23 protein-coding genes are annotated in these 24451 nt (G+C 73.2%); 11 read left to right on the top strand and 12 right to left on the bottom strand.

The genetic code is table 11. The annotated features are described in order from the left end of the window. Nucleotides 1-5 precede the first annotated feature (5 nt). Nucleotides 6-212, top strand: coding sequence for a CbtB domain-containing protein (locus NL114_RS17860; protein ID WP_254822271.1), 207 nt, complete (start codon nucleotides 6-8; stop codon nucleotides 210-212). Beyond that, nucleotides 212-979 carry a CbtA family protein gene (locus NL114_RS17855; protein WP_254822270.1) on the top strand — a complete coding sequence of 256 codons (768 nt, stop codon included), beginning with the start codon at nucleotides 212-214 and terminating at the stop codon, nucleotides 977-979. The genes NL114_RS17860 and NL114_RS17855 overlap by 1 nt, the downstream gene beginning before the upstream one ends. Before the next feature lie 84 nt (nucleotides 980-1063). Here NL114_RS17855 and NL114_RS17850 read toward each other — a convergent pair whose 3' ends face one another. The 11 genes from NL114_RS17850 to NL114_RS17800 form a co-directional block, all read right to left on the bottom strand. Beyond that, nucleotides 1064-2434 (bottom strand): outer membrane protein assembly factor BamB family protein, encoded by a 1371-nt coding sequence (locus NL114_RS17850; protein WP_254822269.1) that lies wholly within the window; start codon nucleotides 2432-2434, stop codon nucleotides 1064-1066. Further along, complete coding sequence (locus NL114_RS17845; protein WP_254822268.1) at nucleotides 2421-2798, bottom strand: DUF3209 family protein; 378 nt, start codon at nucleotides 2796-2798, stop codon at nucleotides 2421-2423. Before NL114_RS17845 ends, NL114_RS17850 begins: the two co-directional genes overlap by 14 nt. Nucleotides 2799-2850: 52 nt before the next feature. After that, nucleotides 2851-4107, bottom strand: a complete 1257-nt coding sequence (locus NL114_RS17840; RefSeq protein WP_254822267.1) for a CbiX/SirB N-terminal domain-containing protein — start codon at nucleotides 4105-4107, stop codon at nucleotides 2851-2853. Between the two features lie 40 nt (nucleotides 4108-4147). Then, the gene (locus NL114_RS17835; protein ID WP_254822266.1) at nucleotides 4148-4846 is read right to left on the bottom strand and encodes a cobalamin biosynthesis protein; all 699 of its coding nucleotides are present in this window, start codon (nucleotides 4844-4846) and stop codon (nucleotides 4148-4150) included. Between the two features lie 73 nt (nucleotides 4847-4919). Continuing rightward, nucleotides 4920-5186, bottom strand: coding sequence for a ferredoxin (locus NL114_RS17830; protein ID WP_254822265.1), 267 nt, complete (start codon nucleotides 5184-5186; stop codon nucleotides 4920-4922). 1 nt (nucleotide 5187) lies between these two features. Beyond that, nucleotides 5188-6177, bottom strand: a complete 990-nt coding sequence (cobJ, locus tag NL114_RS17825; protein ID WP_254822264.1) for a precorrin-3B C(17)-methyltransferase — start codon at nucleotides 6175-6177, stop codon at nucleotides 5188-5190. A gap of 6 nt (nucleotides 6178-6183) precedes the next feature. Beyond that, nucleotides 6184-7101, bottom strand: coding sequence for a precorrin-3B C(17)-methyltransferase (locus tag NL114_RS17820; RefSeq protein WP_254822263.1), 918 nt, complete (start codon nucleotides 7099-7101; stop codon nucleotides 6184-6186). Then, nucleotides 7098-8093 carry a cobalt-precorrin 5A hydrolase gene (gene cbiG / locus NL114_RS17815; protein WP_254822262.1) on the bottom strand — a complete coding sequence of 332 codons (996 nt, stop codon included), beginning with the start codon at nucleotides 8091-8093 and terminating at the stop codon, nucleotides 7098-7100. Before cbiG ends, NL114_RS17820 begins: the two co-directional genes overlap by 4 nt. A gap of 1 nt (nucleotide 8094) precedes the next feature. Beyond that, nucleotides 8095-9018, bottom strand: coding sequence for a cobalt-precorrin-4/precorrin-4 C(11)-methyltransferase (locus NL114_RS17810; protein ID WP_254822261.1), 924 nt, complete (start codon nucleotides 9016-9018; stop codon nucleotides 8095-8097). Next, nucleotides 9015-9797, bottom strand: coding sequence for a cobalt-factor II C(20)-methyltransferase (locus NL114_RS17805; protein WP_254822260.1), 783 nt, complete (start codon nucleotides 9795-9797; stop codon nucleotides 9015-9017). Before NL114_RS17805 ends, NL114_RS17810 begins: the two co-directional genes overlap by 4 nt. Then, entirely contained in the window at nucleotides 9794-10411 is a 618-nt protein-coding gene (locus NL114_RS17800) for a hypothetical protein (RefSeq protein WP_254822259.1), read from the bottom strand. The genes NL114_RS17805 and NL114_RS17800 overlap by 4 nt, the downstream gene beginning before the upstream one ends. Nucleotides 10412-10559: 148 nt before the next feature. Here NL114_RS17800 and NL114_RS17795 point away from each other — a divergent pair, with 148 nt between their 5' ends. Further along, complete coding sequence (locus tag NL114_RS17795; protein WP_254822258.1) at nucleotides 10560-11393, top strand: DUF7839 domain-containing protein; 834 nt, start codon at nucleotides 10560-10562, stop codon at nucleotides 11391-11393. Between the two features lie 106 nt (nucleotides 11394-11499). Here the strand turns inward: NL114_RS17795 and NL114_RS17790 are convergent, their stop codons facing one another. Continuing rightward, nucleotides 11500-11982 (bottom strand): nucleoside-diphosphate kinase, encoded by a 483-nt coding sequence (locus NL114_RS17790; RefSeq protein ID WP_254822257.1) that lies wholly within the window; start codon nucleotides 11980-11982, stop codon nucleotides 11500-11502. Nucleotides 11983-12097: 115 nt separating this feature from the next. On the opposite strand from NL114_RS17790, the gene NL114_RS17785 reads away from it, so the two are divergent. The 8 genes from NL114_RS17785 (at nucleotide 12098) to NL114_RS17750 (ending at nucleotide 24375) form a co-directional block, all read left to right on the top strand. Further along, nucleotides 12098-12598: a Fic family protein gene (locus tag NL114_RS17785; protein WP_254822256.1), complete on the top strand. Its 501-nt coding sequence runs from the start codon at nucleotides 12098-12100 to the stop codon at nucleotides 12596-12598. Nucleotides 12599-12711: 113 nt separating this feature from the next. Next, the gene (locus NL114_RS17780; protein ID WP_254822255.1) at nucleotides 12712-13653 is read left to right on the top strand and encodes a hypothetical protein; all 942 of its coding nucleotides are present in this window, start codon (nucleotides 12712-12714) and stop codon (nucleotides 13651-13653) included. A gap of 92 nt (nucleotides 13654-13745) precedes the next feature. Beyond that, nucleotides 13746-14309 carry a metallophosphoesterase gene (locus NL114_RS17775; RefSeq protein ID WP_254822254.1) on the top strand — a complete coding sequence of 188 codons (564 nt, stop codon included), beginning with the start codon at nucleotides 13746-13748 and terminating at the stop codon, nucleotides 14307-14309. Further along, nucleotides 14302-15258, top strand: coding sequence for a metallophosphoesterase family protein (locus NL114_RS17770; protein ID WP_254822253.1), 957 nt, complete (start codon nucleotides 14302-14304; stop codon nucleotides 15256-15258). The genes NL114_RS17775 and NL114_RS17770 overlap by 8 nt, the downstream gene beginning before the upstream one ends. Beyond that, a complete protein-coding gene (locus NL114_RS17765; RefSeq protein WP_254822252.1) occupies nucleotides 15255-16391 on the top strand; it encodes an outer membrane protein assembly factor BamB family protein in 1137 nt (378 codons plus the stop codon). The genes NL114_RS17770 and NL114_RS17765 overlap by 4 nt, the downstream gene beginning before the upstream one ends. 111 nt (nucleotides 16392-16502) lie before the next feature. Next, on the top strand, nucleotides 16503-21062 hold the full coding sequence (locus NL114_RS17760; RefSeq protein ID WP_254822251.1) for a HEAT repeat domain-containing protein: 4560 nt from the start codon (nucleotides 16503-16505) through the stop codon (nucleotides 21060-21062). Between the two features lie 240 nt (nucleotides 21063-21302). Then, nucleotides 21303-22253 (top strand): AAA family ATPase, encoded by a 951-nt coding sequence (locus tag NL114_RS17755; RefSeq protein ID WP_254822250.1) that lies wholly within the window; start codon nucleotides 21303-21305, stop codon nucleotides 22251-22253. A gap of 31 nt (nucleotides 22254-22284) precedes the next feature. Continuing rightward, nucleotides 22285-24375 carry a vWA domain-containing protein gene (locus NL114_RS17750; protein WP_254822249.1) on the top strand — a complete coding sequence of 697 codons (2091 nt, stop codon included), beginning with the start codon at nucleotides 22285-22287 and terminating at the stop codon, nucleotides 24373-24375. Nucleotides 24376-24451 lie beyond the last annotated feature (76 nt).

The raw sequence follows: 24451 nt of genomic DNA, 5'->3' as shown, positions 1-24451 counted from the left end.
TTCCGATGTCGCAGTCATCACCGCCCGCCTCGCGGGCCTCGACCGTCCAGGACCGTTTCACCGCCGCACGCACGTCGCTGACCGCCACGCAGGTCGCGGTCGGGACCGCGCTGGTCGCCGGCCTCCTGTTCCTGCTCGTGTTCGCGGGCGAGCCCGCGGTCCACGAGTCGCTCCACGACGCGCGCCACGCCGCCGGCATCATCTGTCACTGATGCTCGCGGCCTACGCGCTCCGCGGGCTGAAGGCCGGCGCGGTCGCGGGCCTCGCGTTCGGGCTGTTCGTCGTGCTGGTGGCGTCGCCGCTGGTCGCCGTCGCGGAGGAGCGCGCGGGCCACCACGGCGAGCACGCCGGCGACGCCGCCCACGAACACGCGACGGCACACGATCACGTCGACCTGGGCCCGCTCTCCGTCCCGACGGGGGCGCTGTCGACGCTGACGAACCTGCTGGGCGGCCTCGGTTGGGGCGTCCTCCTGGGGGTGGGCTTCGGCGTCGCGTTCTACCTGCTGGAACCGGCCGTCCCCGGCGCGGGCGATGCCCGCGTCTACCTGCTTGGCGCCGCCGGGCTGCTCACCGTCTCGGGGGCGCCCTGGCTCGCGGTGCCGCCCCAGCCCCCGGGCGTCGAGGGCGCGGCGCTCGACGTGCGCGGCCTCTGGTACGGCGGCGCGCTCGTCGCCGGGGCCGCAGCCTGCCTCGCGAGCGGGGCACTGTACGACCGGCTGACCGGTGCCGGCCGCGACCGCCGGGTCGCCGCGCTCGTCGCGGCGGGCCCGCTCGCCGCGCTGCTCGTGCTCCCGGTCGTCGGCCCCACCGCGGCCGCGGGGGAACCGCTGGTCGCGGCCTACCGCGGTGTCGTGCTCGCGGGCCAGGTCGGCCTGTGGCTCGTCCTGACGACGGCGTTCGCACGGTTCCACCGGCGCGGACTCGACCGTGACGCGACGGTCACGGCCGATAGCCCCGCAGTCGCCCCCGGAGACTAACTGTTGAATCCGACTAACAATAGACGGACAGCAGATATTCTCCGAATACCTCTCGGATAAGACGGTAGTCAGGCAGATTCTCGATTACCGCTCGAACAGCCACAGCCGGTACGCACCGTGCTCGACGCCCTCGTCGTGGTAGATGACGGGCTCCTCCACCGCCGCAACGCCGTCGTTCGCGACGGCCGCGCAGGTGACGATGCCGTCGGTCTCGACCGCGGCGGTCGGCCCGTCGGCGAGGTCGAAGGTCCGGACCGCGTGGGTCGCGGCGTCCCGGTCACGGAAATGCTGGGCCGACGGGACCGCTACGCACGATTCAGCGGCGCCGAGGCCGGTGGCGAAGCCCCCGACCGGGTCCGACCACTCCTCCACGCCGTCGCGGACGCCGACAGCCGTGTGCTCGCGCGGATGTCGAGCCTCGGTCTCGCGGCCCGCCTCGGGATAGGTGTTGCCCGTGACAAACAGCGCACCGTCGGACGCGTCCGACGAGCCTCGCCTCGCGCTGCTCGACTCATCCCCGGAGTCGGTCGCGTGGACGTGGTTGGGGTAGGCGTAGACGGTGTCCGTGCCCTCCTCGGTGGCACGCTCGACCGGCCGCGCGAGGTCGAGCTGCCAGCGCACGTCCCCGCGCCGGTCGAGTGCGTACCCACGGTAGTCGGCGTGGCTCGCCACCACGGGTCCGTCGGGCGTCAGTGATACGTCGCCGACGCGGCGCTGTCCGGGTGGCTCGGCCATCGCGGTGCCGGGGTCCCAGCGCCACCGCTCGCCCCCGTCGCCGGCGTCGAGCACGACGAGCCCGTCGTCGTGCGCGTCCGGGTCGGGACAGCGGTTGTACGCGACCGCGACGCGCCCGTCCCGGGCGTCGACGGCGATGGGTGAGGCGTCGGCGCGGTACCGCCACGCGACTTCGCCGTCGGGCGTGAACGCGTAGACGACGCTCTCGAAGTGGCGCGGCTGGTCGTCGTCGCCCGAGCGTTCGTACCGCCGCACGGCGACGTACGCCCGGGACTCGCTGTCGACGCGCGCGGTGGCCGCGCTCGCGACGAACGGGAGGTAGAACCGCGAGTCACGCTGCGGGTCGCCCACGTCCGTCGCGCTCTCGTGGCGCCAGCGGCGCTCGCCGGTCGCGCCGTCGTGGTAGCGGACGGTCCCGGCGGTACCGCGCTCGCCGACGAGCACGCCGTCGGCGAACGGGACGAGGGTGACGACGCTGCCCGCGTCCTCGGGTGCGTGCCGCCAGCGTTCGGTTCCGTCGGGTGCCACCGCGACGAGCGAGCCGTCCGCGAGGCCGGCGACGGCCAGGGAGGTCTCGGCGTCGGGCGCCTCGACCAGCGCGACGGCCGACCGCCGGCCGGCGTGGCGCGACCGGGCCGGATCCACGTCGCCGAGCGACACCGCTCCGGTCTCGGCGAGCACGTCGGCCCCCGACTCGCGCCGGGGCTCAGTCGTCGTCATCGACGGGGAACGCCTCGTGGAGCAGGTGGTGGGCGTCGTCCAGTCCGTCGAGGACGGACTCGCCCTGGTTCGTGAGCCGGCGCACGGCGCGCTCGGCGTCCCGCACCGCCACGAGCCGGCCGCGGAGGTAGTCGTACCGGTCGGTCGACTCGTCCGCCGCAGCCACCTCCTCCTCTAGGTCGACCAGCGCGGCGTCGAGGTGGCGCTCGATGGCCGCGAGGTCGTCCGCCTCGGCGAGCGCGCCGATGGGGCCCTCCAGGTGCCCCTCCAGTTCCTTCTCGGCGTGTTCGCGGGCGCTCCGGTCGGTCGTGCCGAGGACGTTCATCAGTCCGAGTCGCAGGGCTTCGAGTTCGTGACAGGTCATGTGTATGGGTGGTGTGGATGAGTTGTCGTCGGGTGTCGGTCAGTTGGCGATGCTACAGCGTGCCGTCGACGAGGTCGCTCACGATACGGTCGCGGTCGAGGTGGTCGCCGACGACGCGCTCGGCGTCGTCGGGCGCGACATCGCCGTACCACACGCCGTCCGGGTAGACAGCGACGATGGGACCGTCGCCACAGCGGCCGAGGCAGGAGGACCGGGTGACGCGCGCGTCGCAGGCGTCCGAATCACGGACGCCCTGCCGGAGCCGCTCCAGGACTGCGGGCGCACCGTCGGCGGCGCAGGTGGTGTTCGTACAGACGGCGACGTGCTTCTCGGGATGGTCGTGGACGTGCGGGTCGTCGTCGATGTCCTCGCGGTCGGCGTGGGTCTCCAGATGCGTGAGCGCGCGCAGCGTCGCCCGCGCGCCCCCGACGTCCTCCTCGTAGCCGTCGAGTTCGACCTTGTACTTGCACGTATCGCAGGACATCTCGACGCTGTCCGTGCGGGCGGCCTGCCAGCGGTCGCCCAGCACGTCGAGCAGCCGGCTGTCCGTGCCGAGCGGGTCGCCGGCCGCCGCCTCGACGTACGGGTAGTCGGCGTCGAACTCGTCGGCGCCGTCGCGGATGCGGCCAGTCAGGATCCCGTCGCCGAGCATGTACGGGAGCACGAGGACGGCATCGGGGCGCGATTTCGCCATCCGATGGAGCGTCTCGTCCAGCGTCGGCTCCGTGACGCCGATGAAGGTCGGGGCGACGCGGGCGAAGTCGCGGCCCTCGTGGAGCAGCCGCGCCAGCTTGTGTACGTCGGCGTTGGCATCCGGGTCCGAGGAGCCACGCGCGCAGAGCGCGACCGCCACGTCGTCCTCGGCGCGGTCGACGCCGAGTTCCGCCTCGACGGCGGCCGCCCGGTCGTCAAGCAGGTCGACCAGCGCGGGGTGGACGCCGAGATGGCCGCCGACGTGGAACGTCGCCTCGGGGTGGTCCGCGCGGGCGCGCTCCACCGCGAGGGGCACGTCGTTCTTGACGTGGCTCGCGGCGAACAGCGACAGCTGGACCACCGTCACGCGGGAGACGCTCGGCGTGAGCCCGCCCAGCGCCTCCGGGATGGACGGCTCGGCGAGTTCCAGGAAGCCCGCGTCCACGGGCAGGCCGAGCCGCTCCTCCAGCATGACCGCCAGCTCCCGGACCTGCTCGTTGGACTTCTCGCGCCGGGAGCCGTGGCCCACCAGGAGGACCGCCTCGTCGTCCAGCTGGTCCGGGAGCTCCGGGCTCTCGGTCGGGGCCTGGGTGGGGGTCCGCTGTGAATCGCTCATCTGAGGTCGCCTCCGTCGGATTGTCTCGAGCGTGGCATGCTCACTCCCCCTCCGAGACGCTCGCGGCACGCTCGATGCTCCGGAGCAGTTTCGTCCGGCGGTCGTCGGCGTACAGCCCCGACTCGTCGCTCCCCTCGTACACCCACTCGCCGAACGCCGCCGTGTCGTCGTCGGCGACGCCGAACCAGTAGCCGCCCGAGGAGGTCTCCGCGAGGTCGTCCGCGCCGAAGCCGTTGTCGGCCAGCGCGTCCTGAACCCACTCCAGCAGCGCGCGGTCCTCGTGGACGAAGCTTACGCCGACCACGCCCTCGGACTCGCGGAAGCAGACCGTCCCGCTCGCTTCGAGGAGCCCCCGCAGCAGCTGGCGGTCGTGGTCGGCCAGCGCGTCCAGCCGGTAGCCGCCGTCGGTGCCGTCGATGGGGAGCCCGAACGCGGCGGCCGCGCGGTCCGCGGCCCCGCCGAACACCTTCACCGTGTACTCGTCCTCGACGCGCGCGAGCGAGGCGTCGTGCGCGTACGGCCGCTCGACCGTGCGCTCGCCCGCGAGCCGGCCGTCGTCGCCGGCGATGGCCGCGAGGCGCCGGGCGACCGACTCCTCGGCCGCACGGACACGGATTCGTTCAGCCGTGAGGTCGCCGTCGCCGGCGACCCGGCCCCAGAAGTACGCCGTCTCCGGGTGGGCCGCGAGCAGGTCCCGGGGCGGGTCGCGGTCGGTGGCGTTGACAGGGGCGTCGCTCATCGCGATACCTCCGGAACAGACGCGGTTATCGACCTGTCCCGTGCCTTCGAACTGTATTCGGCTGTTTTCGGCTTCATTCCAGCACCTCCACGGAAATCGCGCTCGGCGGACAGGCCGCGGCGGCGCCCTCGGCCTCGGCCAGTCGGTCGTCCTCGAACGTCGCGGTGACGCTGTCGTCGGCGTGCTCGACGGCTTCGGCCTCGTCGGGGTCGAAGCCGGCGAGGCCGTCCTCGGCCTCCACCAGCCGGTCGTCGCGGACGAGGCAGGCGAAGATGCCGTCGCACGCGTTCTTGTCGACGGTGACGCGGTAGCGCGTCGCGTCGGTGTCGGTCGTGCTCATCTCAGTAGTCGTACTTGGACTCGTAGCCCCGGGGCGTGACCATCCGGCCGTCCTCGACGTACGTCTCCTCGTTGCCGACGAGCACGGTCGTCGTCATGTCCACGAGGTCCGTCTCGCCGAGTGCCTTCAGCTCGCCCAGCTCGACGATCTCGACCTGCTCGTCGTCGCGGCCGGCGCCGTGGACCACGCCGACGGGAACATCGGCGCTGCGGTGCTCCAGCAGGATGTCACAGCACGTCTCCCAGTTCTCGCGACGCTTCCGGCTCCAGGGATTGTAGATGGCGATGGTGAACCCCTCCGGCGCGACGGCGTGGAGCCGCGACTCGATGTCCGCCATCGGCGTGAGGTGGTCGGACAGCGAGACGGTGACGGTGTCGTTGACGAGCGGCGCGCCCAGCCGCGCGGCGCAGGACTGTGCGGCCGGAACGCCGGGCACAACCTCGAAGTCGACGGCACTCGGTGTGGTGCCCTTCGACTCGACGATCTCTAAGGCGAGCCCCCCGAGCGCGTAGACGTTCGGGTCGCCGCTGCCGACGATGGCCACGTCGTTGCCCGCCAGCGTCCGGTCGACGGCCTCCTCCGTGCGGGAGACCTCGCCGCACATCGGCGTGTCGTACAGTTCGTCCGCGGCCTCGGTCACCTCGTCGGGCAGGAGTTCGATGTAGGTGGTGTAGCCGACGATGTGCTCGGCCTCCAGCAGGGCCGCCTTCGCGCGCTGGGTCATCCCCTCGGCGTGGCCCGGGCCCAGGCCGACCGCGACCAGCCGGCCGGGGTCGCCCTCGAAGTCCGCGGCGGTCGCGGCCACCTTCTCGTCGGTCGTCTCCTGCTTGCTCTTCGAGGCGCCACAGCCCGACGAACTCGACGAGGAGCTGGACGAGGAAGCACCGCACTTGCTCGTGGACTCCTTCTCGGTCGTCGACGCGCCGCACTTGCTCTCCGTATCAGTCGAAGTCGATGCCTCGGTCGTGGTGTCGGTGTTCTCGGTACTCATTGTGAATCAGAAGTCCTCCACGTCGCGCCCGCCGCGGGGCGTGACGAGGTACTCGCGGTGGTCGTTGCTCCAGACCTCGGTCTCGTGGGTGCCGACGAGGATGGAGGTGCCCATCCCGCCGACCTCCTCGTCGTGCTGGTCGGCGTCGCCCAGCGTCGTGAGGGTGAACGTCTCGCCCTCCAGGTTGCGGCCGGCCTCGCCGCGGCCGGCGTCGTTGACGATGGCGACGGGCACGTCGTCGGCCCGCTCCTCCCGGAGCACGTCGATGGCACGCTCGTAGTCGCGCCAGCAGTTGTAGAGGACGACGACGAACCCGGAGATGGCGGCGGCCCGCAGCTTCTCCTCGATCTCCTCCCAGCCCCGCCACTTGTCCGACAGCGAGACGGTGCAGAAGTCGTTGGAGAGGGGCGCGCCGAGGTTGCCGGCCAGCCCCAGCGCCGCCGTGACGCCCGGAACGATCTCGATGGGCACGTCCGTCGCGCCCTCGGCCTCGGCCATCGTGAACACGAGGTCGCTCTTCCCGTACACGTTCGGGTCGCCACCGGAGACGTGGGCCACGTCCTCGCCGCGCCGGACGCGGGCGAACGCCTCCTTCGCCAGTTCGACCTGCCGGCCCATCGAGGACCGGACGAGTTCGCCGGTCGACCCGTCCGGGCGCTCGAAGACGCCCTCCTCGTCGGTGCGGTCCTCGGGCGGCAGGGTCCCGTCCTTCCGGAGGAACTCCTGGTAGAGGTTCGACGCGACCACGCAGTCGGCCGTCCGGATGACATCGCGGGCGCGCTGGGTCATCTCGTCGGGGAGGCCGGGACCGATGCCGACGACGTACAGGGTGCCGTACTCGGACTCGGGGACGACCTCGCCGTCGAGGTCGAACTCACCGCCGTCGTCCGCGTCGGGCGCGTCCCCCTCTGCGTCGGTGCTCATCGGCCGACCGCCACCGTGACGGCGTCCTCGTGGCTGACCTTCTCGACGAGCAGGTCGTGCTCGCGGCCGCCGGCGATGGCCGAGGCCTCCGCGATGCCCGGCCAGCCGATGAGTTCGCGCGACCGCGACGGGGTCGGGCCCTCGAACTCCTCCAGGGTGGACTTCTCGAAGGAGACGACGCCGAGGCCGAGTTCCTCGGCCGCTTCGAGCAGCCCGTCCTCGTCGGCCTTCCGGGTGCCCGTCGCGACGAACTCCACGTCCGAGAGGTCGTAGTCCGTCCCGTCGAGCGCCGCGCGCCACGCGGCCTCGAACTGCTCGGCCTCGGCGCCCGCGACGCTCCCCGTCCCGAGGACGACGCCGTCGTCCGAGTTCCGTTTCAGGACCGTCACGTCCTCTCCAGCCAGTACCGCGGTTGGGCCGTCGAGTCGCGCGACGGGGCCGAGTTCCTCGTCCAGCACGGCGAGGTTCGTCGCCACTGTCGAATCCCCGTTGACGACGTGCGCGTCGAGCGCCTTCGCACGCTCCTCGACGCCCTGCTTGCCCGCAGCCTCCGACGCGGTGGTCATGGCGGGGACCGCCCCCATCGACGCGAGGTCGTCGGCCACCTGGTTGGCACCGTGGTGGCCGCCCGTCAGCGGGATGGCCCACGTCAGCGCCTCGTCGACCACGACGACGGCGGGGTCCTCCCACTTGTCGTCGAGCAGGCCGGCGGTCTTGCGCATCGCGATGCCGCTGGCCATCAGCCCCACGAAGCAGTCGTACTCGCCCCAGTGCTCGGCGAACACGTCGCCGTGGTACTCGAGCAGGTCGATAGCCTCGTAGCGGTCGCCGATGCCATCGCGGATCTCCTCGGCGGTGTCCCACTTGCGCTCGAAGGCGACGATGGCGATCTCCTCGGCCACCTCGCCGTCGCTGTCCGGGGTCGAGCAGTGCCCGCCCGAGTCGTCGTTCGATGCGTCGTCCGTCGTACCGCTGTTGCTGTCCGTACTCATGTCAGTCAGCCCCCGCCTCCTCGTCCGCCGAGGTGTCCGAGTCGTCCTCGCCACGGTTCGCCCAGCCGCCGTACAGGTACGACCGCTCGTAGTCGCCCGCGCCGACGGCGTCGCCGATGACCACCATCGCCGAGGCGCGGTAGCCGGCGTCCTCGATCTCGTCGCCGATGTCCGCGACCGTGCCCGTCAGCACGTCCTCGTCGGGCCAGGAAGCGTGGTAGACGACCGCGACGGGCGTCTCGGGGTCGATACCCTCGTCGACCAGCCGGTCCATCGTCTCCGGGACGGCGTGGGTTCCGAGGTAGATACAGGTCGTCACGTCGCCCATCTCGACGAACTCGGCGATATGGTCGTCCTCGGCGTCGAGCGTCTTCCCCTGCGGCCGGGTGAAGGCGACGTGGTTGGCGGCCCCGTTCAGCGTGAGCTGGGTTCGCAGCGTCGCCGCAGCGGCGAACGCCGAGGTGACACCGGGGACGATGTAGGTCGGGACGCCCTCGCTCTCCAGCGCGTCCATCTGCTCCAGGGCGGCGCCGTACACCGCGGGGTCGCCGCTGTGGAGCCGGACGACGGTATCGCCGGCCTCGTACGAATCCCGCATCAGGGGGATGAGCTCCTCCAGGTCCTTCCCGATGGAGGAGACCGTCTCGGCGTCGGCGCAGTACTCCTCGAGCAGTTCGCTGTTGACCAGCGACCCGGCGTGGACCACGAGGTCCGCCTCCGCGAGCAGGTCGCGGCCGGCGACCGTCAGCAGTCGCGGGTCGCCCGGTCCCGCGCCGACGAAGGGGATGCCGTCCTGCTCGTCGCCGGCCGTATGCTCGTAGACGCGGGGGTCGCGCCCCTCGGCGCGGGCGGCCGAGGCCGCGTCGATGGCCGCCTGGGGGTCGGCCGCGGCGGCCTCGGGCTCGGTGTCGGAGTCGTCGCTCATCGTCCCACCTCGTCGCCCGAGAGGGCGGCTTCGGAGCGTTCGAGTCGTTCGGCGTCCCCGCCGTCCGTGACCGCGCGGCCGCCGTCGGCGCCCGCCTCCACGAACGCGTCGGTGGCCTGCTCGACGCGGGCCTCCGGGCGCTCGGCGTAGGCGAGCGTGTAGTAGTCCCGCTCGGCGAGGTCCGCCGGGTCGTCGGTGACGAGCGTCTCGCCCTGCTCCATGAACAGCCGGCGGCCGTAGGTCACCTCGTAGCCCGCCTCGACGAGTCCCTCGTGGGTGGCGGGCGCGTCGGTCACCTTGAACAGGACCATCCGGTCCGGCCCCGTCGGCGCCGCGCCGCGGGCGGCCTCCCGGAGCGCGATGCTGGACCCGGCCGCGACCTCGACGCCGAGCGCGGTGGCGAAGGCGGTGAGCGCGCTCACACCCGGCACGACCTCGAGGTCGACATCCGGGTGGAACGCCGCCAACGTGCGCCGGAGGTGGCCGAAGGTGGAGTAGACGTTCGGGTCGCCCAGCGTGACGAACGCGACGGTCCCGTCGCGGGCCGACGGGGCGATCTCGGCGGCCGCCTCGCGCCAGGCCTCGCGCAGTTCCTCCTCGTCGCGGGTCATCGGGAAGTCCAGGTCCCCGATGCGCTCCTCGGGGACGTGCTCGGTCGCGACCGAGCGCGACAGGCGCCCGGGCGAGTAGACCACCTCGGCCTCGCGCAGGATCTCGCGGCCCCGCACCGTGACCAGGCCCGCGTCGCCGGGGCCCAGGCCGACGCCGTACAGCGTCATGCGCCCCCCACGATGCAGTAGACCGGGTTCTCCGAGTCGAACGAGGTGGCGCCGGCCAGCTCGTAGCCGTGGCTCACCTGGAACTGGCAGACCTCGTCGAGCAGGTCACGCTCGCGGAACGCCCGGACGGCGTCGCCCGCCACTTCGAGCCGGGAGACGTTCATCACGACCGTCCCGACGCCGGTCTCGACGGCATGGTCGAGCACGGCCTCGTAGTTGCGGCTGCCGCCCAGGAACAGCGTGTCGGCGTCGTCGGGGAGCCCCGCGGGCGCCTCGGCCTCGCGGAGCCGGACCGTCGCGGGGTCGGTTGTCGCGGCACCCGTTTCGCCGTCGGCGGTGACGACCCCCCCGTCGGTGGCGGTGTCGATGTCCGCCACGGGAACACCGTTGGCGGCGAGGTTCTTCCGTGCCGTGTCGAGGCGTTCGGACTTCCGTTCGAGCGCGGTCACGCGGCTGGCCCGGCGCGCGAGGCCGACGGTGACAGCCCCGGTGCAGGCACCCACCTCGACGGCGTGGGCGTCCGGACCCGGGTCGAGCTTCGCGAGCGTCACCGCACGGACCTCCGGTTTCGTCGGCCCGGCCTTCGCGTCGTGGGGGAGTCGTACCCGTACCATGCCGAGCACAAGCGCACCCGGGAGTAAAACAATTGTGCTTGTATTAGGACAAATCAAGTCGTTATTGTGCGGGTAGAATCGGGTCAGCGGTGCAGAATCTGGGAACTGAGTCCAAAATTACTTGCACTCGGCGGGGGGACACGGTGGTATGAGTGGCGACGAGGCGGGCGGCGGGTCGACGGACGCCGGTGACCGCGCCGGCGTCCTCCGGAGCAAGCGCGACGCGACGCGCTACCAGATCCTCGTGGAGATCGCCCAGCGCCAGCCGGCCGTGAGCCAGCAGGAGGTGGCCGACGCCATCGGTGTCACGGCCCAGGCGGTGAGCGACTACCTCCAGGGGCTCGTCGCGGAGGGGTACGTCGAGAAGCACGGCCGCGGGCGCTACGAGGTGACCAACGAGGGCGTCGACTGGCTGATGTCCCGGACCGAGGCGCTCCGGGATTACGTGGGCCACGTCTCCGAGGACGTACTCGGACGGGTCGAGGTCGACACCGCCATCGCGACCGCCCCCATCGACGAGGGACAGCCGGTGTCGCTCTCGATGCGTGACGGCGTGCTGCGGGCGACGCCCGGCAGCGCGGGCAGCGCGACGGGCGTGGCGGTCACGAGCGCCGAGGCCGGGCAGGACGTCGGCGTGACCGAGTTCGAGGGGCTCGTCGATTACGAGTGGGGTGAGGTCCGGGTCGTGAGCGTCCCCCGTGTCCACGAGGGGGGGAGCGCGGCCGTCGACGCCGACGCGCTCGTCGAGCGGGCGGCCGACCTCGACCTGCTCGCGGTCGCCGGGGGGGAGGCGCTGGCGGCCGTCGAGCGCGCGGCCCTCGACCCGGACATCCGGTTCGGGGTTCCCACGGCCGTGACCGAGGCGGCCCACCGTGGGCTGGACGTGCTCGTCGTGGCGAGCGTCACGGAGCTGTCGGCCATCACCGACGCGCTCCGGGAGGGTGACCTCGGCTACGATGTCGTCGACGGCGAGCGGCGGTGAGCCGACACCCCAGGACGGACGCTGCCCCGCCGGCACCGGCGAACGGCGGTGAGCCGACACCCCAGGACGGACGCTGCCCCGCCGGCACCGGCGAACGGGACCGCGGTTACTGGGTGTGGGTCGTGTCGACCCGCTCGACGGCCAGGAACTCCCGGTCGGGGAACCAGAGGTCCAGTTCCGCCTCGGCGCTCCCGGGTTCGGAGGCGTGGACCAGGTTCTTGACGGGCTTGCCGGCGGTGTCGGCGTGGCCGTAGCTCACGTGCGCGAAGTCCCCCCGTATCGTCCCCGGCGCCGCCTCCTGTGGCGCCGTCTCCCCGACCAGCTTCCGGACCTCTGTGACCGCCTCCACGCCCTCAAAGACGGCGGCGACCACCGGCCCGCCGGTCACGTAGTCGACGAGGTCGTCGTAGAACGGTTCGTCCGCGAGGTCGTCGTAGTGGGCCGCGACCAGGTCCCGGTCCGGCGCGCGGGATTCGACCGCGGCCAGCGTCAGGCCGACCCGCTCGATGCGGTGTAGCACCGACCCGACGAGGCCACGCTCGACACCGTCCGGCTTCACGAGCACGAGGGTCCGCTCGATGGTCTCCATACGCCCGCCCGTCGGGCCGTCGGCATTACTCTTGTTCCGGGGTGTTCGTGTCTCCCATAGCCCCGTCGACAGGGGAGCGTTGAAGCCCCTGCCCCGGGATGTTCCCGCAGGACGCATGGTCGACGTTCGCGAGTACCTGCGCGAGTCGAACGCGATAGAGGGCGTCGAGAGCGAGGCCGCCCTCGCGGACAGCCTCGACGCCTGGGCGTATCTCCGTGACCGGGACGAACTCACCCACGAGGTCGTCAGGGAGGGGCACGAACACGTCCTCGAGAACCGCCAGCCCGGAATCGCCGGGGAGTACCGCGACGTCCGGGTGACGGTCGGCGGGCGGCGCCCGCCACCGCCGGGGTTCGTGCGGCCCGCAATGGACGGCCTGCTCGACTGGCGGCCGGCCGACACCGTGGAGGCGCTGGAGTGGCACGTCGCCTTCGAGCGGATTCATCCCTTCGCCGACGGTAACGGCCGTATCGGGCGGCTGGTGTACCTGTGGCACTGCCGGCAGCTCGACGCCGAGCCGATACTGTGGCGGGCGGCCGACCGCGACGGCTACTACGCCCTGTTCGAGTCCGTGGTCGACGTTCCCGGAGTCACCGCCGACCCGGACGACCACTGAGGCGGGTTCGCGGTCGAGATACGGCCGGGGGCGGCCAGGCTGCGGCCGAGCCGGCACGCCAGGCAGCGCCACGGCTGCCGAAGGGTTACGTGACCCGCGCTGGAACCCCGCCCGTGCCGTTCACCGTCCTGGTCTCGGCGACACCCGAGCGGGCCGCGAGCGTCGCGCACCTCGGGGACGGACTCGAATGCAAACTCGACTGGCAGCACGCCGAGCGGCTCTCGGCAGAGCACACTCTCGCCGACGAGTGCGCCCAGCGAGGTGTCGACCCGGCGGCAATCACCAGCGTCCACCTCCCGCCCGGGACGACCCACCCGCAGGGGATGAGCGTCGCGCCGGGGGCCGTCGGCACCATCACCGACTTCACCAACCGGGCGTTCGGGGCCGACATCGCGCCCGACTGGCTGACGGTCCACACCACCCGCGAGTTCGACTACCGCGAGCAGGTCGACCGGCTCGGGACGATAACCGAGGTCGGCGGCGACCCGCTCGCCGTCGAGAACCTCCCGGACCCCAGCCACTACCACGCCCCCGAGGACGTGGCCGCGGTGGCGCTTCTCGCCGACCGGGTCCCGCGGCTCGACGCAGTCTCCGTGCTGGTCGACACGGCCCACGTCCCGATGGACCGACGCCAGCCGGCGGTCGACGACGACGCGCTCGGGGCAGTGCTCGCACGACTCGACGGGCCGCTCCGCGAGCGCCTGGCCGACGAACTCGCGTCGTTCCTGCGGACGAACCTGGACCGTGTGCAGGACCGCATCGGCCCGGGCGTCGAGCCGCCGGCACCGGACAGCCCGTGGCGGCCGGTCTTCGTCATGCTCGCGCTCGCCGGCGGCACGGTCGGGGCGCTCCACCTGAACGACCCCGTCACCGACGGCCTGCCGGGCGACAGCCACGGTTCGGACGGCCTGCCGGGCGGCGACCACGGCACGGACGGGCTGGCATGGGTGCTCGCGTTCTGTCGCGCACACGACGTGCCCGTCGTCCTCGAACCGGGCGACGCGACGCCGGACGCCATCGCGTCGACCGTCGAGCGGCTGCGAGCGGACGACTGAATCGGGGCGGCCGGTGTGGGCGCAACGCGTGCCGTGTCACTCTCCCTCACCCCGACACAATCTACGAGTACCCGCCCGACGACCTGACACCAGTGGACTATCTCGTCTCGGACCTCCATCTCGACCACGACAACATCATCGAGTACTGTGACCGGCCGTTCGACTCGGTCGCGGAGATGAACGAGACGCTGGTCGAGCGCTGGAACGCGACGGTCGACCCCGGCGACGAGGTGCTGTACGGTGGTGACCTGACCATCCGCTCGTCCGCCGCGGCGCTGCTGGACTGGCTCGAGGAACTCCATGGCGAGCTGGTGTTCCTGCTGGGCAACCACGACGGGACCGTGCTGGAAGGGCTGGACCGGGTCCGGTTCGTCGAGGAGTACCGCTTCGAGCATCGTGGGGTCCCGTTCCACGCCGTCCACGACCCGGCGGACGGCCCCTCGAACCACGCGGGCTGGCTCCTCCACGGCCACCACCATAACAACTGGCCGGACGAGTTCCCGTTCGTCGACCACGAGACGCGGCGCGTCAACCTCTCGGTCGAACTGCTGGACTACCGGCCGCTCGCGACCGACCGGCTCGTGGATTACCTGGCCTGCGGCGAGCGGTTCGCCGACCGGGCCGCCGCCGAGCACACGGTGAGTGACGATGACTGACCCCGACACCGAACCGCTCCACCGCGTCGAGGGGGCGACCGTCGACCTGCTGGTCGTCTCGGACCTCCACCTCCGCGCGACGGGCGGACGATACCCGGTCGATGACCTCCCGGTCGAGGCGCACGACCTCGTGGTGTCGCTGGGCGACATCATCGACGAGAACCGCGAGCACGCCAAATCCGCCGAGGCGGGGGCGGCCTACGAGGAGCGGGGCCGCGCGTTCCTGAAGCGGCTCGACGAGCGGGGCGTTCCCGTCCTCGCGGTGCCCGGGAACCACGACCCCCTCACCTGCACGCGGCGACTGAGCGACGGCCTGCCGAACGTCCACCCGCTCCACGGCGAGACCCGCCGGGTGGCGGTCGATACGGGCTGGTCGCTCGCGCTCGTCGGCTGGGGCTGCGAGCAGTTCGACTTCACGCCAGCCCTGCTGTCGCCGGACTACCCGGAGATTCCGGTCGGGAGCGGCCCCCAGACGCCCGAGGCCGTCGCCGAGACTCTCCTCGGCGCAGCGGGGGCGTACCTCGACGGCGCGCTGAGCGCGGCGCAGCTCGCCGACCGCCTCGGGGCCGTGCCGTCGGACGCCGCGTTCGAGACCTCGCTGGCACGCCTCGACGACCGCTTCGGGACGCTCGTCGAACTGCTCGGGGGCGCACAGCCGACCGTGGTCGCGAGCCACGTCTCCCCGTTCGGCGTGCCGTTCGACATCCGCGGCCAGCACTCCCACGACGGGAGCCACCACTTCGGCTCCGTGGCGCTCCGCCTCGCCCTGGCGGCGACCGCCGTCAGCGGCTGCCTCTCCGGACACACCCACCAGCGCGGCCTGACCGCGGTGCCGACGACCGCCGGCCACTCGTACGCCCACAACCCGGGCGACGCCGGGGTCTCGAGCGTCTCCGTCAGCCGGGACGGAACCCTCCGCACGGAGGCGGTCGACGTGGGGTGGCGATGACCCGACCGCCCGCGCGCAACGCCGACCCGGAGCACCGGGGCCACGACGCCGACAGCACGGCGTTCGCCGGGCCGGGGACGCCGACCTGGACCCACACGACGGAGGAGCCCATCCTCGCCCGGCCGGCGGTGGGCGACCAGCGGGTCTATGCCGGGACCCGCGCCGGGCGCGTCCTGTCGGTCGACCGCACCGATGGGCGGGTCGTCTGGGAGCGGGAGCTCCCGGCAGAGACGGTCACGGCGCCCGTCGTCCTCCGGAGCGGGGCGGTCTTCGTCGCTGGCTTCGACGACTTCGGGCGTGCCGAGACCACGGTCCACGCCCTCGACGCCGGGACCGGCGAGGACCGCTGGGCGGCGGGCACCGCCCGTGGGTCGCGCGCGCCGCCGGTCGTCGCCGGGAATCGTGTCGTCGTGAGTCACGCCGACGACTCGCTCGTCGTCCGCCGCGCGAGCGACGGAACGGTGGCGTGGGACGCGGCCGCGGCCAGCGGCGACGCCGCGGTCGCTCGGGGAACCGTCTTCCACGCGAACGGCGACGGAGTGGCGGCCTACGGGCTCTCGGACGGCGAACCGTGCTGGAGCCGGACGCTCGACGGCAACAGCACCACGGCACCCGTCACCGTCGACGGCCTCGTCCTGACCGGCCGGCGGTCGGGGGACCTGCACGCGCTCGACGCCGCGACCGGCGAGTCGTGCTGGACTGCCGACCTCTTCCGGCCGGAGTTCCACGACGACCTCCGGAACATGGGCCGTGACGGACAGGGGCCGCCGGCCAACCGGTCGGCCATCAGCACGCTGAGCGTCACGGCGGACACGGCCTTCGTGGGGACCTGCAACGCGGTCTTCGCGCTCGACGTGGGCGACGGCACGGTCCGCTGGGTCCGCGACCTCGACTGCGACTACGTGCGGAGTTCGATAGCGGCCGGGGCCCGTCTGCACCTGGGGACGGCGGACGGCTCGGTGTACGTGCTGACGCACGAGGGCGATGTCGAGTACCACCTCTCGCCGTCGAACGCGACCACGGCACGGGCGACCCTGGCCGACGGGGGGCTGTTCGTCGTCGGCGAAGCCCTCCCCGAGGGGCCGCACAGCGCTCCGACATCGGGGTTCCTGTCCGGGTACGTCGACTGCTGAGGGCGACCCTGGTCCGCCCCGGGCGGGAGCCGTCGGTTCCGCCACGGGAGGCGGTCACAGCCAGCACGCCCCCCGAAGGGATTTACACGCGACGCGAGCAGTCACGGGCAGATGACGCTCGCGGAGCTGCGCCGCCTGGCCGAGGCGGTTCGGGTGGGGGAGGAGCCGCCGGTCGAGGCCATCGAGACGGCCAGCGACCACCTTCCCGGCGAGCCGCCGGTTCGCCGGGCGGCCCACGAGGTACTGGTTGCCGCCGCCCGCGCCGACCCGTCGGCGACCTCGAGGGCTGTCGCTGCCGTCGTGACGACGTACGAGTGGAACGACAGAACCGGGGTCCCGGGCTCGGCAGTACTGACGCTGCGGACGCTCGCCGTCCTCCGTCCGCGGGCGTTCATGGGGAACGTCGAGCCGCTGGTTCGGGCGGCCAGCGACGGGATGGGCGACGCGGACCCGGCGGTGACGGGGCTGCTCGCCGCGCTCGCCCACCGCGTCCCGAGTATCCTCACGCGGGCGGTCGCGTGGCACGTCGCACACGCCGAAGAGGGGATCTACCAGGGTGATGCCGGCTACCGACTGGTCGGTATCGCCGGAGCGACGGCGCCTACCGCGGCCCGGCCCACCGTCGCCGCCGCGGTGGAGGCGCTGGACGGGACGGACGGGGAGCGACCCGACCCGGAATCACTGCGCCGGGCGCTCGAAACGCTGCGTGTCGTCGGGACGGTCCTCCCGGAGCTGGTTCCGGATGTCGAGCCGATCGTCGCCCGCCTCTCGCACGACGACGCCGAGGTCCGAGAGGAGGCCGCGGAGACACTCGCCGGCGTCGCACGCGACCGTGAGGGGCAGCTCCCGTTCCAGGAGCCGACGACGGACCGCGTCGTCTCCGCGCTCGCGGTGGCGGCCGAGGACCCGGTGGAGGACGTGCGGCAGGCGGCCTACGAGGCGCTCGGGCGAATCGGTGCCGCCGAACCGCGGCTCGCGCCGGCTGCCTGGGCGCCGCTGCTGCGGTCGCTTCACGACAAGGCCTACCACCCGCAGGAGCAGAGCGTGGCGGCCGTCGAGCTCGCGCGGCTCGCTGCCGTCCGGGGCCCGGAGCGCCGGCAGGAACTCCTCACGGAGCTCACCGACGCGCTCCTCGAGAGACCCTCGCTGTGGGGCGCCGTGGAGCGTGCGGTGGCGCTCTGGCGGGAGCGCGTGGAGGACTGGTCGCTCGCCGATGTCCCTCCGGACCTCCGGACGCGATTGCTCCGGTACCTGCTGGGGCTCCCTCACTGGGAGGTGTGGGATGTCGACAACCTGGAGACGCTCCTCTCGTTCTGCTGCTCGATACCCGCAGGGGCCTTCGAGCCGCTCGACACCGCCGCGCTGGCCCACCGGGAGGCACGGGTGCTCCGACAGGAGCCGGGGCACCCGCATCGAACGGCGGCGCTGGCGGTCCTGTCCGTACTGGGCCGTGTCGACGAACACGCCGCCTCGGTGACCGTCGGGCAGGTGCTCACGGCGTTCCGCGGGGAAGACCCGGAGCCACCCGCCGAGTACGTTGGGGCGCTGGAGCGCGTTGCGACCGGCGCCGCGACGGCGTCGGCCCGCGAGAGCGCCGTTGCAGCCCTGATGACCACGCTCGACCGGACATCCGAGGAGAGCCCCCGGAACCGTCTCTCGGAGGCCCTGCGGACACTCGTCGAGCAGGACCCGACGATGGCACCGGTCGTCGTCGAGCGGTTCTGCAGCCGGCAGCGTGGCCCGGCGATGGGCGACGCGCCCGCAGCGTTCCGGGCGGCCACGCTCGCCGCGCCGGCGGCGCTGGAGCCCGCGCTGTTCGACCTGCTCGGCGTCGCCGCCGGAGCGCCCCCGCCCGGTGCCACCGCGGACGAGGACGACGAGACGACAGAGGACTCGGCGGAGGAGTCCATGTCGCTGGGGGAACTGTTCGGCGACGGGGAGGCGGACGAGGGCCCGGACACCGGCAGCCCGGTCGCCCCGCGGCGGGAGGCGGCGCGAGCGGTGCTGGCTGGGGTCGCGGCGGTACCCGAGACGCCTGTCATCGGTCCTGCCGAAATCAAGCCCTTCCTCTGGCAACCCGATCACGGCGACAGTGTGGTGGCGGCGCTGGCCGGGGCGCTGGCGATTCGCGCCGACCACTTCGACACCCGCCGGTACGCGGTCGAACGCCTGCGGACGTTGCTCGCCCGGGAGACGACCGTCGCCTGTCCTCGCGAGGCGACCGCCGGTTCCGACGTGGTCGTCGACGCGAGCCGAGCGCTGGTCGCCGTCGCGGAACACGACGCCGACGCGGTGGCGCCCGCGGTTCGGACGCTGGCCGCGTGCGAGGCCACGGCCACGCAGCGGGCACTGGCCCGGATCGCGATAGCCGACCCACGGTACCTGTCCGAGGCGCTCGCTCGACTCCGGACGCCGGGCGACGGCGTCGGGACCGGCGGCGCCGACGCGTCGGACGCCGCTCGCCACCGGGACCCGCTGGCGGCCCTGTGGCTGCTGGCGGCCTACCCGGCGCTCGCGCCGGCGCTCGTCCCCACACTGGACGCCCGCTGCCGGGCGCCCGACCCGCCCGACAACCCGGTGCCGGCCGTCCACCGGGCGTCACCCGGCCCCACTCCGACCTACCGCGTCCGGGTGGACGAGGGCGTCCCGGACGAGCGGGCCTTCGAGCGGACCGTCGTCGAGGCCCTCGCCGAGGTGCCGGGAGCGGCCGCGACCGACTACCTGGAGCGGGCCCGGTCCGTCCCCGACCCCGACACCCGGACCGCGGCCCGTCGGGCGCTCGACGACCGGCCGGTGCGCGACTCGGCGGGAACGCCCCGGGCCACGCCGGACACGGACCCAGGAGCGGTTCCGGCCGTTCTCGCCGTGGCCCGGGTTCTCGCGACCCCCGAGGAGATCGCCGACAGCGACCGAGACCGTCTCGAATCGTCCGCGGATGGGGCGGACGTGTTGGGCGCAGCCACGACGACCGACACCGAGGCTGTCGGCGGTCGGAGTGAGGCCGTGGCACTGCTCCGGGATGCGGCGACGGCTCGGGACCCGGAAGTCCGTCGGGCGGCGGCGACGGCGCTCGGCCTCGTCGGGCATCGGGCCCCGGCGGACGCCGCCGGGGCGGTCTGCGGGCTGCTGGACGACCCCGACCCCGTCGTGGTGGCTCACGCCGCCCGCGCGGCGGGGGAACTCGCCCGGGTCGTGCCGGATGCGGTCGGGCCGCTCGACCCCGCACTCCGGGCCGCCGGCGGCCCGCCGCCGGCGACCGGCGAGGCGGTGGTGACCGCGCTCGGTCGGGTGGGTATCGCCACGGACGGCGCCGAGTCGGTCGACGCGCTGGTCGAGCGACTCTGGGACCCCGGTCCCGGCGTGCGCCGGCGGGCGGCCGCGGCGCTCGCGCGTGTCGTCTGTCACGACGAGACGGCGGCGAAGGCGGCGGCGCCAGCGCTCGAACGCCGGTTCCTGACGGACCCCGACACCCGGTGGACCCTCGCCGTCGCGCTACTGGCCGTTCCATCGGCCGCCGTCGAGAGCCCCGAACGGCTCGCGACCGGGCTGGTGGGGGCGCTCGCCAGCTACGACGACGGTACCGCCGACGGCGACGGGGACGGCTCCGAGGAGGCGGCGGGGGCGGCGGGGGCGGCGGCCGACGCCACGCACGGCCTCGCGCCGCCGCTGGACCCCGAGAGCCCGGACGGGGAGGCCGGGCGCGTGGCGGCCGGCGCCCTGCTCGAGCGACTGGCTCGTGCCGAGCCCGACGCGGTTCGCGTGGCGTTCCGCGAACTCCCGGCCGAGCTCGACTGGGAGGACCGGCTCTCCGGTCCCGCCCACCCGGTTCGGCGGACGCTTCCGGCGCTGGCGACGCTGACCACCACACTGCCCACCCTGTGCGTGCCGGGGGAGGCGTCGCTCGACCACCAACTCGAGGAAACGACGATAACGAACCGGTGGCTCCAGCTCGGCGCCCGGGTGCTGGCCCGGACCGGCGCGTCGCTCCATCTGACCCACCTCGGAGAGGACGCCCACGAGGTGGCCGCGGACGTCGCCCGCTACCTCGTCCACGCCGAGCGCGGGGCCCGCGACGAGGCCGCCAGCACGGTCGCCGAGTCGACGCTCGACACCCACGAGGTGGCGCTCGCCGTCCGCGAGGCGTACGACGACAGGCGGCATCGGGAGGGGGCGACCGCGGCGCTTCGTGGCCTCGTCGAGGAAGACGGCGACTCGGTGGCCCAGGTGGCCGCGACGCCGGTACGGCAGGAACTCACCGCCACGGGGTGGGAGCGGCGGGTCGACGCCGTCACGGCCGTCCCGCCGCTGGTGCAGGCAGGCGGGCTCGACCCGGACGAGGCCGCCGGACTGCTGTTCCGCCGGCTGGACGACGACGTGATGCGGGTTCGTCGGGCCGCTGGCGCCGCGCTCGCGACCGTCGCCCGGGAGACACGGGCCGGCGTCCGCTGCGTGGTCGCGCTGCTCGCCCGCCGGCTCCGGGTCGAGGCCGACCATGGTCCACACGGGGAACTCCGGGCGCTGGGTGCGCTCGGCCGTCGCCATCGGTTCGTCCGGGGGGACTGCCGCGAGACACTGACGGCGGCGGCCGACCGGCTGGACGCCCCGCTCGACGAGTTCGCCGAGGAGGCACTGGACGTCCTCCGGGGACGGGCCGACCCCGAGGCGGCCTGAATTGGGCGAGCAGCCCCGGGACAGCCTGAGTAAGGTGGCCCGAGTGGAGCGACCCGAGCGGGGCGACCGTCGCCCGTCCCGGCAGTCCGCCTCCCGGGGTGTGGTATCGGCCGCCACTCCTGGACAAGGCATTTGTCACTCCCGCCGGGAGTGTGGGGTACTGCTTCACGGCGGGGACCGGGCCGGGGACCGTCGAGGACCGACGTTGCCGCGACCGACGCCGCGCCGCAGCCACCTATCATGACCGGGAGTGACCCTCACGAGACCGACACGGACACGTTCGGCGGCCGCCCCACCGAGGCGGGCGCCCCGACCGGGGCGACGTTCGGCCACCTGACCGTCCTCGAGGACGTGGGCCACGAGCAGGTGCCCGAGGTCGCCGAGGACGCCTACTTCCACCGGCCGGCCACGAGCGACCACACGGACGTCGACATCGTCACACGGGCGCTGGAGGCGTCGATGAACGTCGTCCTCAAGGGACCACCCGGCGTCGGCAAGAGCTTCCTCGCGCGCTACCTCTGTGCCCGGACGAACCGGCCGCTCTACCGGATCACCCTCTCGGAGACGACCTACCGCGAGGACCTGCTCGGGCACATGCACCTCGTGACGGCGCCGGGCGGCGAGAGCGTGACCGAGTGGGTCGACGGCCCGCTGACCCGGGCGGTCCGCGAGGGCGGGATGCTCCTGCTCGACGAGATCAACGCCGCCGACGCCAACACGGTCGCTGCGCTCAACGCCGTGATGGAGAGCCACCGGACCCGGTCGCTGACCATCCCACAGACCGGCGAGACCATCATCCCGCACGAGGAGTTCCGCGTCGTCGCCACGGCCAACCCGGGCTACCAGGGGACCTACGAACTGAACGCGGCGTTCGAGGACCGCTTCCGGCACGTCGAACTCGACTACCTCCCGGCGGAACTCGAGGTCGACCTGGTGTTCCGCCGGAGCGGCCTCTCTCGCGAGCGCGAGCCCGACATCGAGCGACTGGTCTCGTTCGCCGGCCGGCTCCGGGAGGCGTATCTCGACGGCGAACTGTCGACGCCCATCACCACCCGCGAACTCGTCCGCATCGCGACGTTCATGCAGGACGGGTTCATGGACCTCGTGACCGCGACGCGGAGCGAACTGCTCGCACGCGTCCACGCCCACGACGAGTCGCTGGTCGAGACGCTCATCGACAAACAGCTCTGAGCGGCGGCCGCTCACCCACCGAGGCGAACGCATGTATCTGACACCGGACACCGACCCCGACCGACTCTCCCGGCTCGCGTTGCCCGACCGCCGCTCCGCGGAGAACCGTCGGGAACTCGAGCGGCTGGCGAACATCTGCACGCCACGCTCGGTCGACGTGTCGGTCAGCTTCACGGAGCGCGAGGCGTCCTGCCGCCCGGCGGACTCCGGTGACGATGGAGACGACGGTAGCCGCTCGGGCCAACGGGCCGGGGCGAAGCACCGCCAGCGCCGCGGGAGCAGCGCCGGCCCGCTCGTGACGGAGTCGTACGTCATCCGCCTCCCGACCGAGCGAATCGAGCAGGGACGGACCGACATGCATCCCCGCCGCTGGGACCGGCGCGTCCAGGTCGGACTCCTGTTCCACGAACTGGGCCACGTGCTCTACTCGGACCTCCAGCGGTTCGGCGAGTGGCGCTCGCACATCGCCCCGGAGTGGGAGGAGCTGTTCCGGACCGTCTACAACGCCGCCGAGGACGGCGTCGTCGAGGCGCAGATGGCCGCCGAGTTCGATGTCGGTGAGGACTTCGTCGTCCTGAACGACGCCTTCGCGCAGCGTGAACTCCGCCGTCACCGCGCGTACGCCGACCTGTTCGACGATGGCGGGGAGACGGCCGGGGCGCGGTCCGGTGCCGACGGCGAACGAGCCCGGGAGACGAACGCCCGCAGCGGGGGCTCCCCCCTCACTCCCTCGACCCCCGGCCCGACCCCCGGCCCGGGCGCCCCCGGCGCGGCGCGACCCGACGGGCCACCCCTGGAGTACACGGTGAAGGAGGCGCTGGGCATCGGGCTGCTGGACCACGGCTTCGGCGACAGCGGCCGGTTCGAGGCGCTCCTGGACCCGGCCGACGAGCGCCTCGCCGTCCGGAACGACCGCCACGACGTGCTGGCCGAGTTACGTCCGGCCATCGGGGAGTACATGGACCGGATGTTCGCGGAACCCGACGGCACCCGGCGGGTCGACCTGGCGGCCGCGTTCTTCCGGACCGTGCGGCCCACGCTCGAACCGCTGCCCCCGGCCCAGCTGCAGGCCGGCCAGCGCCGCGCCGGACGCCCGCACGACGCCATCCCCGTCGCCATCACCGACCCGCGCCCGGCCGACAGGCTGCCGGGGCTCGCTGTCGGCCAGGGCGAGGACGGGGGGCGGCGTTCCGGCGACCGGACGGGCCGCGGAACTGGTCCCGGCAGGGAGGTGCTTCCGGGGCGGCTCGACCGGGGGACCGTCCGCCGCGCCGAGCGGTCGATACGGGGCGACGACGCCAGCCGGGCGCTCGACGACTCGGACCCGCTCCGACAGGAGGCCGAGCGGCTGCTGGAGCTGGTCCGCGAGTCCGAGGAGCTGGACCGGGTCGGGATTCCGGAGCCGGAACCGGGCAGCGGCGACCGCGAGCGGTGGGAGACCGCCGCCCGGGATGCACAGCGGCTGTCCGCGGCGCTGGAGACACAGCTGCGCCGCGAGCGCCGCGCGACCCGGAGCGGCGGTCACCGCGTCGGGTCGCTTGACTCCCGGCGCGTCGTCGACGTCCGACGGGGGTCCAGTCGGGTCTTCGAGCGGGTCGAGCGCGGCCCGGAGAAGGACTACAGCTGCCTCCTCGTCCTCGACCGGTCCGGCTCGATGTCCGGGGCCGTCGAGGCCGCCGAGGACGCCACCGCCCGCCTCGCGGTCGCGATGAACGGGGTCGGTGTCGACGTCTCCGTGCTGTCGGTCCACCAGAGCCTGCCGTGGCTGGAACTGCCGTTCGGCGGGACGCCAGGCGACCACGTCGACCGGCTGCTGAGCGGCCGGGTCGGCGGCAGCACGCCGCTCTCGGCCGCACTCACCATCGCCCGCGAGCGTGTCCGGACCGGGCGGGGCCACGAGCCACTCGTGTTCGTCGTCACCGACGGCGCCCCGAACGACGAGGAGCGCTACGGGGCCGTGCTCGACGCCTGCAACTTCCCGGTGTTCGGCGTCTACATCGACGAGGGCGACGGTGCCGCGCCCGACCACGCCGAGTTCTTCGACCGGCTGGTCGTCACCGACCCGGATGCCGTCGGGACGACCCTCACGCAGCTCGTCCGGACCCTGTTCCGGCAGGGCTGAGCCGCCCGACGCGACGGCCGGAGGTTCGAGGGGCCCGTCGGCAACGTCTTTGTCCGTCGCCCGACTCACGCTCGCG

This window comes from Haloglomus halophilum, assembly GCF_024298885.1.
Lineage (GTDB): Archaea > Halobacteriota > Halobacteria > Halobacteriales > Haloarculaceae > Haloglomus > Haloglomus halophilum.
This window is presented reverse-complemented; position numbering and strand designations above follow the sequence as displayed.

What these genes read in the sequence shown, in the direction of transcription:
- NL114_RS17840 (WP_254822267.1), bottom strand. Translation starts at nt 4,107, where the DNA reads ATGAGCGATTCACAGCGGACCCCCACCCAGGCCCCGACCGAGAGCCCG.
- NL114_RS17755 (WP_254822250.1), top strand. Translation starts at nt 21,303, where the DNA reads ATGACCGGGAGTGACCCTCACGAGACCGACACGGACACGTTCGGCGGC.
- NL114_RS17770 (WP_254822253.1), top strand. Translation starts at nt 14,302, where the DNA reads ATGACTGACCCCGACACCGAACCGCTCCACCGCGTCGAGGGGGCGACC.
- NL114_RS17860 (WP_254822271.1), top strand. Translation starts at nt 6, where the DNA reads ATGTCGCAGTCATCACCGCCCGCCTCGCGGGCCTCGACCGTCCAGGAC.
- NL114_RS17850 (WP_254822269.1), bottom strand. Translation starts at nt 2,434, where the DNA reads ATGACGACGACTGAGCCCCGGCGCGAGTCGGGGGCCGACGTGCTCGCC.
- NL114_RS17760 (WP_254822251.1), top strand. Translation starts at nt 16,503, where the DNA reads ATGACGCTCGCGGAGCTGCGCCGCCTGGCCGAGGCGGTTCGGGTGGGG.
- cobJ (WP_254822264.1), bottom strand. Translation starts at nt 6,177, where the DNA reads ATGAGTACCGAGAACACCGACACCACGACCGAGGCATCGACTTCGACT.
- NL114_RS17750 (WP_254822249.1), top strand. Translation starts at nt 22,285, where the DNA reads ATGTATCTGACACCGGACACCGACCCCGACCGACTCTCCCGGCTCGCG.
- cbiG (WP_254822262.1), bottom strand. Translation starts at nt 8,093, where the DNA reads ATGAGTACGGACAGCAACAGCGGTACGACGGACGACGCATCGAACGAC.
- NL114_RS17845 (WP_254822268.1), bottom strand. Translation starts at nt 2,798, where the DNA reads ATGACCTGTCACGAACTCGAAGCCCTGCGACTCGGACTGATGAACGTC.
- NL114_RS17765 (WP_254822252.1), top strand. Translation starts at nt 15,255, where the DNA reads ATGACCCGACCGCCCGCGCGCAACGCCGACCCGGAGCACCGGGGCCAC.
- NL114_RS17785 (WP_254822256.1), top strand. Translation starts at nt 12,098, where the DNA reads ATGGTCGACGTTCGCGAGTACCTGCGCGAGTCGAACGCGATAGAGGGC.
- NL114_RS17810 (WP_254822261.1), bottom strand. Translation starts at nt 9,018, where the DNA reads ATGAGCGACGACTCCGACACCGAGCCCGAGGCCGCCGCGGCCGACCCC.
- NL114_RS17830 (WP_254822265.1), bottom strand. Translation starts at nt 5,186, where the DNA reads ATGAGCACGACCGACACCGACGCGACGCGCTACCGCGTCACCGTCGAC.
- NL114_RS17800 (WP_254822259.1), bottom strand. Translation starts at nt 10,411, where the DNA reads ATGGTACGGGTACGACTCCCCCACGACGCGAAGGCCGGGCCGACGAAA.
- NL114_RS17855 (WP_254822270.1), top strand. Translation starts at nt 212, where the DNA reads ATGCTCGCGGCCTACGCGCTCCGCGGGCTGAAGGCCGGCGCGGTCGCG.
- NL114_RS17790 (WP_254822257.1), bottom strand. Translation starts at nt 11,982, where the DNA reads ATGGAGACCATCGAGCGGACCCTCGTGCTCGTGAAGCCGGACGGTGTC.
- NL114_RS17805 (WP_254822260.1), bottom strand. Translation starts at nt 9,797, where the DNA reads ATGACGCTGTACGGCGTCGGCCTGGGCCCCGGCGACGCGGGCCTGGTC.
- NL114_RS17835 (WP_254822266.1), bottom strand. Translation starts at nt 4,846, where the DNA reads ATGAGCGACGCCCCTGTCAACGCCACCGACCGCGACCCGCCCCGGGAC.
- NL114_RS17820 (WP_254822263.1), bottom strand. Translation starts at nt 7,101, where the DNA reads ATGAGCACCGACGCAGAGGGGGACGCGCCCGACGCGGACGACGGCGGT.
- NL114_RS17795 (WP_254822258.1), top strand. Translation starts at nt 10,560, where the DNA reads ATGAGTGGCGACGAGGCGGGCGGCGGGTCGACGGACGCCGGTGACCGC.